This is a genomic window from Ottowia caeni (assembly GCF_050821495.1).
Classification (GTDB): Bacteria; Pseudomonadota; Gammaproteobacteria; order Burkholderiales; family Burkholderiaceae_C; genus Ottowia; species Ottowia caeni.
Genome location: NZ_CP151080.1, coordinates 3,626,469 through 3,641,913, shown reverse-complemented (window position 1 = coordinate 3,641,913; position 15,445 = coordinate 3,626,469). Strand labels below are relative to the sequence as shown.

At 59.2% G+C, this 15,445-nt stretch carries 15 protein-coding genes; all 15 read left to right on the top strand.

From position 1 onward, the window contains the following. The first annotated feature begins 29 nt into the window (after positions 1-29). Positions 30-944, top strand: coding sequence for a porin (locus AAAK34_RS17185; protein ID WP_231697884.1), 915 nt, complete (start codon positions 30-32; stop codon positions 942-944). Positions 945-1,141: 197 nt separating this feature from the next. Next, complete coding sequence (locus AAAK34_RS17180; RefSeq protein WP_231697883.1) at positions 1,142-2,122, top strand: ABC transporter permease; 981 nt, start codon at positions 1,142-1,144, stop codon at positions 2,120-2,122. A 169-nt stretch (positions 2,123-2,291) separates the two neighbouring features. Next, complete coding sequence (locus AAAK34_RS17175; protein ID WP_231697882.1) at positions 2,292-3,212, top strand: ABC transporter permease; 921 nt, start codon at positions 2,292-2,294, stop codon at positions 3,210-3,212. 10 nt (positions 3,213-3,222) lie between these two features. Next, on the top strand, positions 3,223-4,194 hold the full coding sequence (locus AAAK34_RS17170; RefSeq protein WP_231697881.1) for an ABC transporter ATP-binding protein: 972 nt from the start codon (positions 3,223-3,225) through the stop codon (positions 4,192-4,194). Then, positions 4,194-5,258 carry an oligopeptide/dipeptide ABC transporter ATP-binding protein gene (locus AAAK34_RS17165; RefSeq protein ID WP_231697880.1) on the top strand — a complete coding sequence of 355 codons (1,065 nt, stop codon included), beginning with the start codon at positions 4,194-4,196 and terminating at the stop codon, positions 5,256-5,258. Before AAAK34_RS17170 ends, AAAK34_RS17165 begins: the two co-directional genes overlap by 1 nt. A gap of 164 nt (positions 5,259-5,422) precedes the next feature. Further along, the gene (gene tal / locus AAAK34_RS17160) at positions 5,423-6,370 is read left to right on the top strand and encodes a transaldolase (RefSeq protein WP_231697879.1); all 948 of its coding nucleotides are present in this window, start codon (positions 5,423-5,425) and stop codon (positions 6,368-6,370) included. A 16-nt stretch (positions 6,371-6,386) separates the two neighbouring features. After that, entirely contained in the window at positions 6,387-7,952 is a 1,566-nt protein-coding gene (gene pgi / locus AAAK34_RS17155; RefSeq protein ID WP_231697878.1) for a glucose-6-phosphate isomerase, read from the top strand. Positions 7,953-8,132: 180 nt separating this feature from the next. Next, complete coding sequence (locus tag AAAK34_RS17150) at positions 8,133-8,459, top strand: hypothetical protein (protein ID WP_431777503.1); 327 nt, start codon at positions 8,133-8,135, stop codon at positions 8,457-8,459. Then, a complete protein-coding gene (locus AAAK34_RS17145) occupies positions 8,456-9,853 on the top strand; it encodes a phospholipid carrier-dependent glycosyltransferase (RefSeq protein ID WP_431777502.1) in 1,398 nt (465 codons plus the stop codon). The genes AAAK34_RS17150 and AAAK34_RS17145 overlap by 4 nt, the downstream gene beginning before the upstream one ends. Beyond that, positions 9,840-10,214, top strand: coding sequence for an SMR family transporter (locus AAAK34_RS17140; protein ID WP_231697876.1), 375 nt, complete (start codon positions 9,840-9,842; stop codon positions 10,212-10,214). Before AAAK34_RS17145 ends, AAAK34_RS17140 begins: the two co-directional genes overlap by 14 nt. A gap of 116 nt (positions 10,215-10,330) precedes the next feature. After that, positions 10,331-11,440: a DegT/DnrJ/EryC1/StrS family aminotransferase gene (locus tag AAAK34_RS17135; RefSeq protein WP_231697875.1), complete on the top strand. Its 1,110-nt coding sequence runs from the start codon at positions 10,331-10,333 to the stop codon at positions 11,438-11,440. 85 nt (positions 11,441-11,525) lie between these two features. After that, positions 11,526-12,506, top strand: a complete 981-nt coding sequence (locus tag AAAK34_RS17130) for a glycosyltransferase (protein WP_231697874.1) — start codon at positions 11,526-11,528, stop codon at positions 12,504-12,506. Beyond that, positions 12,503-13,435, top strand: a complete 933-nt coding sequence (locus tag AAAK34_RS17125) for a formyltransferase (RefSeq protein WP_231697873.1) — start codon at positions 12,503-12,505, stop codon at positions 13,433-13,435. The genes AAAK34_RS17130 and AAAK34_RS17125 overlap by 4 nt, the downstream gene beginning before the upstream one ends. 11 nt (positions 13,436-13,446) lie before the next feature. Beyond that, on the top strand, positions 13,447-14,493 hold the full coding sequence (locus AAAK34_RS17120; RefSeq protein WP_431778036.1) for a bifunctional UDP-4-keto-pentose/UDP-xylose synthase: 1,047 nt from the start codon (positions 13,447-13,449) through the stop codon (positions 14,491-14,493). Then, positions 14,493-15,419: a polysaccharide deacetylase family protein gene (locus AAAK34_RS17115; protein ID WP_231697871.1), complete on the top strand. Its 927-nt coding sequence runs from the start codon at positions 14,493-14,495 to the stop codon at positions 15,417-15,419. Before AAAK34_RS17120 ends, AAAK34_RS17115 begins: the two co-directional genes overlap by 1 nt. The last annotated feature ends 26 nt before the right edge of the window (positions 15,420-15,445 follow it).

The following is a 15,445-nucleotide window of genomic DNA, read 5'->3' as shown; positions in this document are numbered from 1 at the left end:
GCCCTATGTTTAACCTTGGAGAACTTGCAATGAAAAAATCTCTGATTGCCCTGGCAGTGCTGGCTGCCTCCGGTGCCGCGATGGCTCAATCTTCCGTGACCCTGTACGGCGTGGCTGATGCCGGCGTCGTCAAGCTCAACGGTCAAAGCACCCAAATGGGCAGCTCTTCCACTTTGAATAACGGTGGTTCGCGTCTGGGCGTCCGTGGCGTTGAAGACCTCGGTGGCGGCCTGAAAGCTGGCTTCAACTTCGAAACTGGTCTGTCTCTAGAAGATGGCAGCACTGCCACTGCTGGCGCTGGTTTCTGGGGCCGCGCTGCAAACATGTGGGTGGGTGGCAACTGGGGTACCTTCAAAATGGGCCGTACTCTGACCCCTTCATTCTACGGCGCTGCTGCCTGGGAACTGACCGGTACAGCTAACTACTCTGTCGTGGGTAACACCTTCGGCTACGGCGGTGCTGGTGCTCGTAACAGCAGCCAGTTCAGCTACGCAACTCCTGCTGGCTTGGGTGGCTTCAGCGCTGAGCTGGGCTACATTGCCAAAGCCGACAACGGTGGCAACGCCAAGTGGGACGGTAACCTGGTTTACAAGAACGGCCCCATCGCCGCTGGCCTGTCTGCTAACCAAGTCCGTGGCGACAAAGCCAACTGGGCTCTGGGTGGTAAGTACAACTTCGGCACCTTCGCCGTGGCTGCTTCCTACACCGCTCGCCGCGCTGGCGTGAACCGTGAAGGCTTCACCATCGGTGGTACCGCCAACTTCGGCGCCTTCACCGTGACCGCTGACATCGCTCGCGATCGCAAGAACGACGCTGGCAAGAAGTACACCAACTTCCTGCTGGAAGGCAAATACGCACTGTCCAAGCGTACCTTCGTGTACGTGGCAGGTCTGCGTCTGGACGGTGGCAACAACTACGGTCTGGGCGTTCGCCACAACTTCTGATCTTGACGTTGTCTCCTGAAGCCGCTGCACAAGCGGCTTCCAGTGGCAACACATGATTAAAAAAACCGCCTTCGGGCGGTTTTTTTGTTGGTGCGTCGAATCTAATTCTGAAGTTTTCGTTCTTCGCATTCACGCAAACCCTCGGATCGGAGCGCGACATGCTCTGCTAGCATGGCAGTCATGCTTTATAGATCACCATGAGTGCATTCATTCTTCGCCGTCTGATACAGGCCGTCATCGTGATGGTCTCGGTGGCCTTTATTTCATTCTTGCTGTTTCAGTACGTGGGCGATCCGGTCGTCTTTCTGCTGGGGCAGGAGGCCACTCCAGAGCAAATTCGCCAGTTGCGGGCGGATCTGGGGCTGGATCAGCCATTTTTTGTGCAGTTCTGGCACTTTCTGGTGAACGCTGCGCAGGGCGAATTCGGGCTTAGCCTGCGCCAGGGCGCCAAAGTATCGCGACTGCTCGCTGAGCGCTTTCCGGCTACTTTTGAGCTCGCACTGGTAGCGGCCTTGCTGGCTTTGGTGGTGGGTATCCCCATGGGGGTTTACGCGGCCTTGCGGCGCGGAAGCTTTCTGAGCCAGGTGTTCATGACCGTCTCGCTGTTGGGCGTGTCGCTGCCTACTTTCCTCATCGGTATCTTGCTGATCCTGGTGTTCTCCGTCTGGCTCGGCTGGCTGCCCAGCTTTGGCCGCGGTGAAACCGTGGATTTCGGGTGGTGGAGCTCGGGCCTCTTCACGGTCGACGGGTGGCTTCACATGATCCTGCCGGCCATCACGCTGGCGATTTTTCAGCTGACGCTCATCATGCGGCTGGTGCGTGCCGAAATGCTCGAAGTATTGCGCACCGACTACATCAAGTTCGCACGCGCGCGGGGGTTGACTGACCGGGCCATCTATTTTGGCCATGCCCTCAAGAACACGCTGGTTCCCGTGATGACCATTACTGGTTTGCAATTGGGCGGGTTGATTGCATTTGCCATCATCACGGAGACGGTATTCCAGTGGCCTGGCATGGGCTTGCTATTCATCCAGGCCGTCACATTCGCCGACGTGCCCGTCATGGCCGCTTATTTGTGCTTAATAGCGCTCATATTCGTCGTCATCAACCTGATAGTGGATCTGCTTTATGCGGCCGTCGATCCACGCCTGCATCTGACCAACCCGGGCGGACACTAGGAGTTTCCAGGTTGAAACAGAAAGCCGTTTTGGGTCGAACTGTATTGCCAAAAATGTTTTTTAACCAATGTCATCAAACTTTTCTGGCGTCTGCCTGCAGTCCTCAGGGCAGATGGCAGCGGTGCGTTGCCACCGCGTATTTGAACGTCGGTAAGGGGGCCGCAGCCTGATGATCTCCAGCTTTTCTCGCTGGTGGGATAGCGACGTAGGTTACAGCTTTCGTCACTCGCCCACTGCTATCGTTGCAGCCATCATCGCCTTTACCTGCATTTTTTGCGCTCTTTTCGCGGGGTGGGTGGCGCCGCACAATCCATTCGATCTGACCACCTTGGTCCTCAGTGATGCGCGCCTTCCGCCAGCGTGGGAGGAGGGCGGAAGCGTCAAGTACTTACTGGGAACCGACGATCAGGGGCGAGACATACTTTCAGCGCTTATGTACGGCACACGCATATCGTTGATCGTGGGGTTGGCCGCAGTGGCCTTGTCTCTGCTGATCGGGGTGAGCGTAGGCCTGCTTTCCGGCGGGGTAGGAGGGTGGATCGATGCCAGCCTGATGAGGCTCTGTGACGTCGTCTCATCGTTTCCCGCCATTCTGGTGGCGTTGCTGATCGCTGGCGTGGCGCGCGCCTTGTACCCTGATGCCAACGAAACTACGGCTTTCGGGGTGCTTATCCTCGCCATTGCCTTTGCTGGCAGCAACGGTTGGGTGCAGTACGCACGCACGGTGCGTGCCAGTACGATGGTTGAGCGCAGCAAGGAATACGTGCAGGCCGCGCGCGTGACGGGGGTAACGCCTTTGCGCATCATGGTGCGCCATATCCTGCCCAACGTGACCGGACCAGTCATGGTGCTGGCCACCATTCAGGTGGCCACGGCCATCATCACCGAGGCAACGCTTTCGTTCCTGGGGGTGGGCGTGCCGCCGACTTCGCCCTCGCTCGGAACATTGATCCGTGTGGGAAATGACTATCTGTTTTCCGGCGAATGGTGGATCACCATATTTCCAGGCCTGATGCTCGTCTTAATTGCGCTTTCGGTGAACCTGCTCGGAGATTGGTTCCGGGACGCCTTGAACCCCCGTTTGCGCTAAGACTCTAACCATGCTGCTTGAAGTCAGAAATCTTGTCGTTGAGTTTCCGGGCCGCCGCGGTACGCTGACGGCGCTGGACAACGTGTCCTTTGACATCGCGCCGGGTGAGATTTTGGGGGTGGTGGGTGAATCCGGAGCCGGAAAATCACTCACGGGGGCTTCCATTATTGGTCTGCTGGAGCCGCCGGGCCGCATTGCCAGCGGGCAGATCTTGCTTGAGGGGCAGCGCATCGACAACCTGCCACACGAAGCCATGCGCCACATTCGGGGGCGAAAGATCGGTGCCATTTTTCAGGACCCCCTGACTTCACTGAACCCGCTTTATTCCATTGGGCGGCAACTTGTTGAAACCATTCAGACCCATTTGCCGATCAATCGGCATGAGGCTCGCCAGCGTGCCATTGACCTTCTGAAGGCGACGGGCATCCCCGCCGCCGAGCAGAGGATCGATCAATACCCTCATCAGTTTTCGGGCGGCATGCGTCAACGCGTGGTGATCGCACTGGCTCTTGCGGCGGAACCCAAACTGATCGTGGCAGATGAGCCGACCACCGCGCTGGATGTGTCCATTCAGGCCCAGATCATCAGCTTGCTTAAGCGCGTCTGCAAAGATTATGGCGCGGCGGTAATGCTGATCACCCACGACATGGGAGTCATTGCCGAGACCTGCGATCGCGTGGCGGTAATGTATGCCGGGCGCATCGCGGAGATCGGCCCCGTGCATGAGGTCATCAATCATCCTGCGCATCCCTATACCGTGGGCTTGATGGCGGCCATCCCAGATATTACCGAGTCACGAGATCAGCTTGACCAGATCGACGGCGCCATGCCTCGGCTCAATGCCATTCCAAGCGGTTGCGCCTTCAATCCTCGTTGCCGTCATGTGTTCGAGCGCTGTCGCGTCGAGCGGCCTGACTTGATGCCGGCTGGTGCTACACAGGCGGCTTGCTGGCTGCATGCGAAAGAATCGGTGGCTGAGTGATGAACTCTCAACAGAACAACATATATACAGAGGTTCGCGAAGCTCTGGCTGTCAGGGACGCGCCTCAACGCGTGCCGTTGGTGCAAGCTTATGATCTGGCGCGAACCTTCGATGTTTCACCTCCATTGCTCAACAGGGTGCTGGAGGGAAAGCCCCGCCAGATGCTCCGTGCCGTGGACGAGGTGTCTTTTGACATCGAGAAAGGGCAGACACTTGCGCTCGTTGGCGAATCAGGCTGTGGCAAGAGCACCGTCGCGCGCCTGCTGGTGGGCCTGTATGAGCCCACACGAGGCAGCTTCCACTTTGATGGTCAAAATGCTCACGTTGTTTTCAAGGCCGGAGCGGAAGGACGTGCTCTGCGCAGGCGCATCCAGATGATCTTCCAGGATCCCTATGCCAGCCTGAATCCGCGCTGGATTGTGGAAGACATTGTGGGCGAGCCACTCAGGGAGCATGCGCTGATTACCGGAAGGAAGGAGCTCGGCGAAAGGGTGGCTGAACTTCTGCATTCGGTGGGGCTGTCTGCCTCCGATATGGAAAAGTACCCACACCAGTTCTCGGGTGGCCAGCGACAACGCATATCAATTGCCCGGGCGCTGGCCACCGCGCCCGAATTCCTGGTGTGCGACGAGCCGACTTCCGCACTCGATGTGAGCGTGCAGGCCCAGGTGCTCAACATCATGAAGAACCTGCAGCGTGAGCGGGAACTTACCTATCTGTTTATCTCGCACAATCTGGCCGTCGTGCGCCACGTGAGCGACATGGTCGGCGTGATGTACCTGGGCCGTATAGTCGAGTTGGCGCGTACCCAGCAACTATTTTCTACGCCGCAACATCCTTACACCCGCATGTTGCTGGATGCGATTCCCAAGATGCACGACACGGGTCGGTCACGTACGCCGGTCCAAGGTGAAGTTCCTAATCCGCTCAATCCGCCAAATGGTTGTGCGTTTCACCCCCGCTGCCCACATGTCAACGAGCGGTGCCGTGTCGAGCGGCCCATACTTCTGCCGTTGCGGGGAATCCAGGTGGCGTGCCACGCCGTGGAAGAAGACCGGATATAGGCTAAGCGCCTGTTCAAAATCTCCTCGTGGGCTGGCGTATGACCGGCCGCAGGCGTTTCGTTCATGGCCCGCATCTCGGGCTTCTGCTCTAGATTCGCCCTCTTGTCGAGACACCCTAAATGCAAGATACAAGTGTGGGCAGCGTCTCACCGATAATCGAACATATGAATCAGCTAGACGCGCTCAAACAGTTCACCACCGTGGTTGCCGATACGGGCGACTTCATGCAGCTGGCCCAATTTCACCCGCAGGACGCCACCACCAACCCTTCCCTGATCCTCAAGGCGGTTCAGAAGGCAGAGTACGCACCGCTGCTAAAAGAAGCGGTGGCAACCTATCGAGGCCGTTCGCTGGACGAAGTGACAGATCGGCTACTCGTGCGCTTTGGCTGCGAGATACTTTCCATGATTCCTGGTCGGGTGTCCACCGAGGTGGATGCTCGCCTGTCATTCGATGAAGAAGCCACTTATACCCGCGCTGAGCGATTGATTGAGTTGTACATGGCGGCGGGCATCTCGCCGGATCGCGTGCTCATCAAGATTGCGGCTACCTGGGAAGGCATTCGCGCCGCCGAGCGTCTGGAGCGGCGCGGCATACACTGCAACCTGACTCTGCTGTTCAGCTTCTGTCAGGCAGTTGCATGTGGAAATGCCGGGGTCCAACTGATTTCGCCATTCGTAGGCCGCATTTATGACTGGCACAAGAAGTCTGCGGGGGCCTCCTGGGACGAAGCGACTATGTCAGGGGTCAACGACCCGGGTGTTCAGTCCGTGCGCCGCATCTACGAGTACTACAAGCGCCACGGTATCGCCACCGAAGTCATGGGCGCGAGCTTTCGCAACGTCGGCCAGATCACTGCACTGGCTGGCTGTGACCTGCTCACCATCAGCCCCGAGCTTTTGGCGCAGCTGGCCGGCAACAGCGCGCCGCTCTCGCGTGCGCTTAATGCCGAGGCAGCCAGGTCGCTGGATTGTCCCGCTGTTCAGTTCGATGAGCCGGCTTTCCGTCTGGCACTCAATCAAGATGCCATGGCCACCGAGAAGCTGGCCGAAGGCATCCGCGCATTCATCCAGGATGCCGAAAAACTCGAAGTGTTGATGCAGGCTGTCTGATATCTTGAGTTGTTCCATGAACTGGCAAACCCGTCCGCGTTGCGACGAGACGGCCGCATGGCCGTTGCTGAAAGAGCATGCCCAGGCCTTTCGCTCTGGTGTGTTCGATCTGCGCGACGCATTCGCCGAGGATTCGCAGCGCTTCGCCCATTTCAGTCAGGATGCGCCGCATGTCTTCGTCGATTTCTCCAAGAACTTGATCGACGCACGTGCCCAGGCGTTGCTGTTGCAACTGGCACGCGAATGTGGTTTCGAGGCCCACCGGGACGCCATGCTCGCTGGAGAATCAGTCAACACCACTGAGCACCGTGCTGCCTGGCACACCCTGTTGCGAAGTTCCAGCTTGGCGCAAGCCAGGGGCACCCGGCACGATTGCCTTGCCGAGGTTGAAGCGGCTCAGAGCCGCATGCTGGATTTTGCCGATGCCGTCCGTACCAACGCCGCCATCACTGATGTGGTCAACATCGGCATCGGCGGGTCTGATCTGGGCCCTCGCATGGCGGTGCAGGCACTGCGGACGGTGGGTATGACGAACGGGCCACGTGTGCATTTCGTTGCCAATGGCGATGGGCACGAGATGGCTGAACTGCTCCTTCGCCTGAGCGCAGCGCACACCTTGTTCATTGTCGCCTCCAAGACGTTCGGGACCGTCGAGACACTACTCAATGCACAGGCTGCACGAGATTGGTTTCTGGCGCAGGGCGGGAAAGACCTGGCGCGGCATTTCGTGGGTGTGACCTGTAATGCCACTGCAGCCAGGCAGTTTGGCATCAGCCGGATATTCGGTCTATGGGACTGGGTAGGCGGCCGCTACTCACTATGGTCGGCGATCGGCCTGCCTCTGGCCATCGCCATAGGAAGTTCGGGTTTTCGCGCCATGCTGGCGGGGGCCCGCGCCATGGACGAGCACTTTGCCACTGCGCCTTTCGAGTCGAACCTCCCATTGAGGTTGGCCCTGCTGGATCTCTGGCAGCGAGACTTTCTGGGTTTCGGAAGTCGCTGCGTGACACCTTATCACCACGGCTTGCGCCGGCTGCCTGCCTATTTGCAGCAACTGGAAATGGAAAGCAATGGAAAAGGGGTGGACGCGCAAGGCCGCACGTTGCCGTTTCCCACCTCTCCAGTGGTATGGGGCGAGGCAGGTAGTAACGGCCAGCATGCATTTTTTCAGATGCTGCACCAAGGCCCTGATGCCGTCCCGGTTGAGTTCATTGCTGTGCGTGACCCTGCACACGGCAGGCTAGAGCAACACCGTGCCCTGCTTGCGAATGCCTTGGCGCAGGCGCGCGCGCTCATGATTGGTCAGAAGGATGATGGCGGACACAGGAATTTTCCTGGCAATAGGCCCAGTACCTTCCTGGTGCTCGATCACGTGCAGCCCGCCAGCCTGGGTGCGTTGCTGGCCTTGTATGAGCACCGCGTGTTCAGCAGCGGGTCGCTGTGGGGCATCAACAGCTTCGATCAATGGGGCGTGGAGCTGGGCAAGACCCTGGCGGGCGATCTGGCGCCGAGGCTGGTTTCCGCTGATTCGGCAGGGCTGGATGCATCCACCGCCGGATTGTTGGCCCGCTTGATCAGTTAAGAATACGTACCAAGGTAGCCAGGAGACTCGCGTTCCCCCGGAATTGTTACAAAAAATCAGTAAACTGTGAGGCGCGTTTCAGGATCAACAGTACGACTTTAGCTGCCTGATTCGCTGCAGCGATCATTCATCTCCGCCCACGGCATTCTCAGTGCCAGCGGGTCAAATCTTTATTTTTTCATGCACCCTGACAGCCAGGTTTCGGCCGCGCGCCAGCCTATGACGACTCTTCCCGTGGACAGTTCGGCCAAGCGCACCGCATGGGTATGCTGGATACTGCTCGCGCTCGTATGGTTTGTGCCGCTGGGCTGGCGCGCGTTGTTCAGCCCTGACGAAGGTCGGTACGCCAGCATTGGCCTCGAAATGCTGCAAAGCGGCGACTGGATCACCCCGCGCCTGAACGGCCTGCTGTATTTTGAGAAGCCTATTTTCCAGTACTGGATTACCGCAGCCAGCTTGGCGGTTTTGGGGTCAACGAGTTTGCGGCGCGCTTCTGGCCTGCCATGAGTGGATTTCTCACCATTGTCGTGGTGGGATACACGGCCAAGCGTCTGTGGGGATCACAGAGCGGTGCCTATGCGGCGCTCCTGGCGGCAGGAACCACCTGGATCAGCGCCAACAGCCACTTCTTGACGCTCGACATGGGGTTGACCTTCTTTCAGACCCTGAGCCTGTGCGCCTTCATCGTGGCGCAAAACGACAGCGCTACGGCAAGAGAACGGCGCAACGCCATGTGGGTGTGCTGGGCGGCCATGGCAGGCGCCACGTTGTCAAAAGGCTTGGTGGGCATTGTGATTCCGGGTGCCACGCTGGTCATTTATACCTTGGTGCAGCGCCAGTGGGATTTTTGGCGACGCATGCATTGGGGCTCGGGCCTGCTGATCTACTTTGGACTTGCCGCGCCCTGGTTCATAGCCGTTTCGCTTAAAAACCCCGATTTTTTCGATTTTTTCTTTGTTCGCGAGCATTTCCGGCGCTTTCTGACTGACGAAGCCCGGCGCACTGGTGAGCCTTGGTACTTTGTACCCGTCTTGCTGCTGGGGTCGCTGCCTTGGACGACCATGCTGGCCTCCTGGCTCTGGCGGGGGAGTCGCCGCGAAGCGTCAGTGCGTTTTCAGCCTGCCCGAGTGCTCGTGGTGTGGTCGGTGTTCATATTCGTGTTCTTCAGCGTGTCGCGCTCCAAGCTACCGTCGTACATCTTGCCGATGTTTCCGGCTCTGGCTCTTCTGGGGGCGTACTGGTTGTCTAAAGTTGATCCGCGCTACCTGCGCTGGCATCTGGTGGCGCCTGCCGCTTTCTGGCTGGTGGCGCTGGTTGTTTGGCCGTTCGAGGAATGGTTTGTGTCGAACACGCAGCCGCTTTCCGCTGTGCGGCCTTTCCTGGACATGTTGGCCATGGCGGCGGTCGTCGGGCTGTTGGCCTGTGGTTTCGCATTCTGGTTCCTGGGCCGCGGGCGCAAGATGCTCGCCATGTTGCTGGTTTCAATAGCCAGCGTATTCGGTGTGTCTACTGTCATGCTGGGTCACAACCATTACGCCTACCAGATGCGCAGCAGCAAGGCCATTGCCGATATCCTGGCACCGCATGTCACGCCCGACACGCCGGTGTTCGCCATACGCATCTACGACCAGAGTCTGCCTTTCTATCTGCGCCGCCCCGTCACGCTGGTCGACTATCGCGACGAGTTCACTTTTGGGCAGAATGCACAGCCCGAGTTGTGGGTGCCTACCCTGGATGGTTATGTGGACCGCTGGGCAGCTGCGTCTGATGCTGTTGCGGTGATGCCGCCAGAAACCTACGCAGAACTGTTGGCGCGCAAGTTGCCCATGCAGGTGGTCTACGAAGACGTGCGCCGCAAGGTGGTCATCAAGCCCAAAGAAGCGCCTCATGAAGCTGGCTGAGTTCGGTTTGATTCTGGCGGGCGTGCTGCTCAACGCAGCCGCGCAGCTGCTGCTCAAGGCGGGAGTTCGCCAGATTGGCGAATTCAGCTTCACAACGGCCAATTTGCTCCCCGTAGGCGGGCAGCTGGCGACGAACTTGCCCATCATCGGCGGGCTCAGTTGCTACGTCGTGAGCGTCGTCGTCTGGATCTTGGCCCTATCGCGCGTGGAAGTGAGTGTGGCTTATCCCATGCTGTCGATCGGCTACATCGTGAATGCTGCACTGGCCTGGTGGCTTTTTGGCGAGGCAGTGGGGCCGCAGCGCTTGCTGGGCATAGCGGTCATCATTGTTGGTGTGATCCTGGTGGCGCGTAGTGCATGACATGAAACATGCCCCCAAAGGCGCCTGCGCCGGCCGTCCCCTCTCATTTGGTCATGGGAACCATGCCAGTGCCTGACTTAGGTTCAGGCACCTGGCAATAACTGAATCCGATACTCATGGAATTCCTTCCTTTTACACGTCCGTCCATTGATGAAGCCACCATTGCCGACGTGGCAGAGGTGCTGCGCTCCGGCTGGATCACCACTGGCCCGCGCGCGCGTGCTTTCGAGGCAGCGCTATCCGAGCACGTGGGTGGGCGCCCGGTGCGCACCATGAGTTCTGCTACTGCCGCGCTGGAAATTGCGTTGCGCGTGGCCGGAGTGGGGCCTGGCGATGAAGTCATCACCACGCCTTTGACCTGGGTGGCTACGGCCAATGTGGTGCTGACGGTGGGAGCCAAGCCGGTATTCGTTGATGTGCGCGCGGACACGCGCAACATCGATCTTGACCTCATCGAGGCGGCTATTACGCCGCGCACGCGAGCCATTATCCCGGTCGACTTGGCTGGCCTGCCGGTCGATCGCGATCGCCTTTATGAAATTGCGCGCCGTCACGGCCTGCGCGTCATCGAAGATGCGGCTCAGTCGATGGGGGCCACCTGGGCGGGGCAGCGCATCGGAATTTCAGGTGATCTGATTGTCTTCAGTTTCCATGCCAACAAGAACATGACCAGCGGCGAGGGCGGTTGCCTCGTGGTGAACAATGAAGAAGAAGCGCGACTGTGCGAGAAGTTGCGCCTGCAGGGCGTTACGCGTCATGCAGATGGCGGCATGGATGTCGATGTGCTGGGCGGCAAAAGCAACCTGACTGACATCGCGGCCGCCATTGGCCTGGGTCAGATCAAGCGGCTGGATGAGTTCAACGCCCGGCGCAGGGAGTTGGCGAAGCTCTACTTCGAGCATTTCGATACCTCACTGGGCTTTGACTTGCCCTTGCCGGATTTCGAGCGCAGCAACTGGCACATGTTTCAGCCCCTGCTGCCGGCGCACGGCGGCATGACACGCGGAGCCTTCATAGAGGCCATGCGCGCAGAAGGCTTTGGTGTCGGCGTGCATTACCCTGCCATGCATCTGTTCACGCTATTCAGGGAAATGGGTTTTGCCGAAGGCGATTTCCCCGTTGCTGAAGACGTGGGCCGTCGCACCGTGACGCTGCCGTTATTTCCCTCTATGAGGGATGACGATGTCCAGCGCGTATGCAGTGCTGTTGCAAAAATCATCAAATGAGAAAGAAGCTCCCCCTCCATCAGGGAGATGCACGAGGTGAGGGCGCGGCAGCGTGCCCACCGTGACGGAGTTGAAAATCAGTCCCATGGATACATCTGTCTCCACGCCCACCGGTGCATTGCCCCAGGTGTCGGTCATTATTCCCGTATACAACGAACAGGACGTTCTCGCCGCCTTGTTCGCCAGGCTTTATCCGGCACTTGACGCGCTGGGTGTCCGCTACGAAATTCTTTTCATCAACGACGGCAGCCGCGACCGCTCGGCGCAGATGCTCTCCGAGCAATTTCATGCGCGCCCCGATGTCACGCGCGTGATCCTGTTCAACGGAAACTTCGGCCAGCACCGTGCCATCTTGGCTGGCTTTGCTTATTGTCGTGGCGAACGTATTGTCACGCTGGATGCAGACCTGCAGAACCCGCCCGAAGAAATTGGTGCGCTCCTGGCACAAATGGACGCCGGCCACGACTACGTGGGCACCATTCGTCGGCAGCGCAACGATATATGGTGGCGCCACGCTGCCAGCCGCGCCATGAACCGGCTGCGCGAGCGTATTACGCGCATCAAGATGACCGATCAAGGCTGCATGCTGCGAGCTTACAGCCGCCGCGTGATCGATCTCATCAACCAGTGCAGTGAGATGAACACCTACGTGCCTGCCCTGGCCTACCAGTTTTCGCAGAACCCGACCGAGATCGTGGTGGGGCACGAAGAGCGCGCCGCCGGAGAGTCCAAGTACTCCATCTACAGTCTGATTCGGCTGAACTTTGACATCGTGACCGGCTTCTCGCTGGTGCCACTTCAGCTGTTTTCGCTGGGGGGCATGATCGTGTCGGCACTGTCTGGCATGCTGGTGGTTTACATGGGTTTGCGCCGGCTGTTCCTGGGGCCTGAAGAGGGTGGGTTATTCACTCTTTTCGCCATTGCTTTCCTGCTGATCGGGTTGGCGCTTTTTGGCATCGGCCTACTTGGTGAATATATCGGCCGCATCTACCAGGAAGTGCGCCAGCGGCCTCGCTATCTGGTCGCAGCCGTGCTGGAGCAGCCTGCCGAGGGGCCACTGCCATGAGTCGAGCCGTCGTTTTCGCCTATCACAATGTCGGCGTTCGATGCCTTCTGGCGTTGCTGGCGCGTGGTGTGGAGGTGCCGCTGGTCGTCACCCACCAGGACAGCCCGAACGAAGACATCTGGTTTGGCAGCGTGGCCCAGACGGCGGCGGCTCACGGCCTGAAGGTCATCACCCCTGAAGACGTGAATTCGGCTGATGTTTTAGCCCAGGTTCAGGGCGCCGCGCCGGACTTCCTCTTTTCCTTCTATTACCGCCAGATGATGGGTGCCCCGCTGCTGCAAGTGGCACCACGCGGCGCGTTCAACATGCACGGATCTCTACTGCCGCGCTACCGCGGACGAGTGCCCGTGAACTGGGCCATCATCCACGGAGAAGCGGAAACTGGCGCCACATTGCACACGATGGAGGTTAAGCCTGATGCAGGCGCCATCGTCGATCAACTGGCCGTGCCGATCCTGCCGGACGACTCAGCGCAGCAGGTCTTCGACAAAGTCACAGTCGCTGCCGAAACGGTCCTCTGGCGCAGCCTTCCAGCCTTGCTGGACGGCAGCGCAAAACCTCAGCCGCAGGATCTCGCCAAGGGTAGCTACTTCGGCGGTCGCAAGCCAGAAGACGGCCGAATCGGCACCAACTGGACGGCACAGCGCGTGCATGATTTTGTGCGCGCCCTCACGCACCCGTATCCGGGCGCTTTTGCCGACCTGCCTCAGGGCAGGCTGCGCCTGTGGCAGACCCGGCGACTGGGAAAAATCGAAAACGCCCCCTTGCAAGTACAGTTGCAACTCCGTGGAGATCAGTTGCTGCTGGCCTGCCCGGAAGGTGCCGCACTGCAAGTTTTGTCCGCCACACTCGGCCACGCCCCATTGACCCCTGATAATTTCAAGGCTCGAATGGGTGCCGATGCCGTCGCGTTGGGTGCCCTTAGTTAATAGCAAACAAGATTCATGAAAAAGTCCTCATCCTGGGTGTCAACGGCTTCATCGGACACCACCTCACACGCCGCATCATCGACACGACCGACTGGGAAGTGTTTGGCATGGACATGCATACCGACCGTGTGCAGGAATGGGCGGATCACCCGCGCTTTCACTTCTTCGAAGGTGACATCACCATCAACAAGGAGTGGATCGAATATCACGTCAAGAAATGCGATGTGGTGCTGCCACTCGTGGCCATTGCCACGCCCGCCACTTACGTGAGCCACCCGCTGCGCGTATTCGAGCTTGATTTCGAGGCCAATTTGCCTATTGTGCGTCAGTGTGTGCGCTACGGAAAGCGGCTGGTGTTTCCTTCAACCTCCGAGGTCTATGGCATGTGCCATGACAGCGAGTTTGATCCCGAGCAGTCTGAGCTGGTTTATGGTCCCATCAACAAGCCACGCTGGATCTACGCTTGCGCCAAGCAACTGATGGACCGCGTGATCCATGGTTACGGCCAGCAAGAAGGGCTGGACTACACACTGTTTCGCCCCTTCAACTGGATTGGTGGAGGCCTGGACAGCATCGACACTCCCAAGGAAGGCTCTAGCCGCGTCATTACCCAGTTCCTGGGGCATATCGTGCGCGGCGAGCCGATCCGGCTGGTTGATGGCGGTGCGCAAAAGCGCGCGTTCACCTACGTGGACGACGGCATTGCCGCGCTCATGAAAATCATTGAAAACCCCGGTCGCAAAGCCAGCGGGCAGATCTACAACATCGGTAACCCGGCCAACAATTATTCAATCCGCGAACTCGCGAGCATGATGCTTGAGCTGGCGGCTCAGTACCCTGAATACCGCGAAAACGCCAGCCGGGTCGAGCTGCTCGACACCACGTCGTCCAGCTACTACGGCAAGGGCTATCAAGACGTGCAAAATCGCGTGCCCAAGATCGACAACACACGTTCTGATCTGGGCTGGGCGCCCGAAGTGGCCATGCCTCAAGCGCTCCGCGGCATTTTTGACTACTACCGCGACCAGGTCGTGGCTTCGCGCGACCTGTCCGCCTGATGGCCGCCGCCGGCTCGCCTTTGCTGGCGCTGAAGATCGACGTCGACACCTGGCGTGGCACGCGTGAAGGCGTGCCACCGCTCATGGAGGCATTGCGCCGACACGAAGCGGGGGCGACCTTTCTTTTCAGTCTCGGGCCGGATCACACCGGCCGTGCCATCAAACGCGTCTTTCGGCCAGGTTTTCTGAGCAAAGTGTCGCGAACTTCGGTGGTAGAGCACTACGGTATTCGCACCTTGCTCTATGGCACGCTGCTGCCGGGGCCTGACATTGGTCGCCGTGAAGCGGGGCTGATGCGCCAAGTGCGCGATGCCGGCTTTGAAGTCGGCATTCACACCTGGGACCATATCCGCTGGCAAGATCATGTTGCGGTAAAAGACCCCGACTGGACTGAGCGCGAGATGAGGCTGGCGGTAAAGCGCTTTACCGAGATTTTCGGAGAGCCTCCTCGCACACATGGCGCGGCAGGTTGGCAGATGAACCACGCCGCCTACGCGCTAGAAAAAGACCTCGGGTTCGACTACGCCAGTGACGGCCGCGGAATCCACCCTTTCGAGCCAGTCGATGACCGCGGCGCTCCTCTGGGTGTTGCGCAACTGCCCACGACCCTGCCCACGCTGGATGAGCTGATCGGCGCCGACGGCATCACGACCGACAATGTGCATGAGCATCTGCTGTCGCTCACAGCCCATCCGCCCGCCCACGGTCATGTGTATACCCTGCACGCCGAACTTGAAGGCATGAAGCTTCTTCCCGTCTTTGAGCGTCTGCTCGCGGGGTGGCGTGCCCAAGGCTATGAGTTGGTATCCACACGCGAGCTTTTCAGTCGGCTCGATAAAAGTAGGTTGCCCCGACACCGCGTCGAAATGGGGGAGATCCCGGGGCGCAGCGGTACTCTTGCGCTGCAGGGGACTGAGATAGTCTGAGAATCTCATCCGGTCGCTACTTGGGA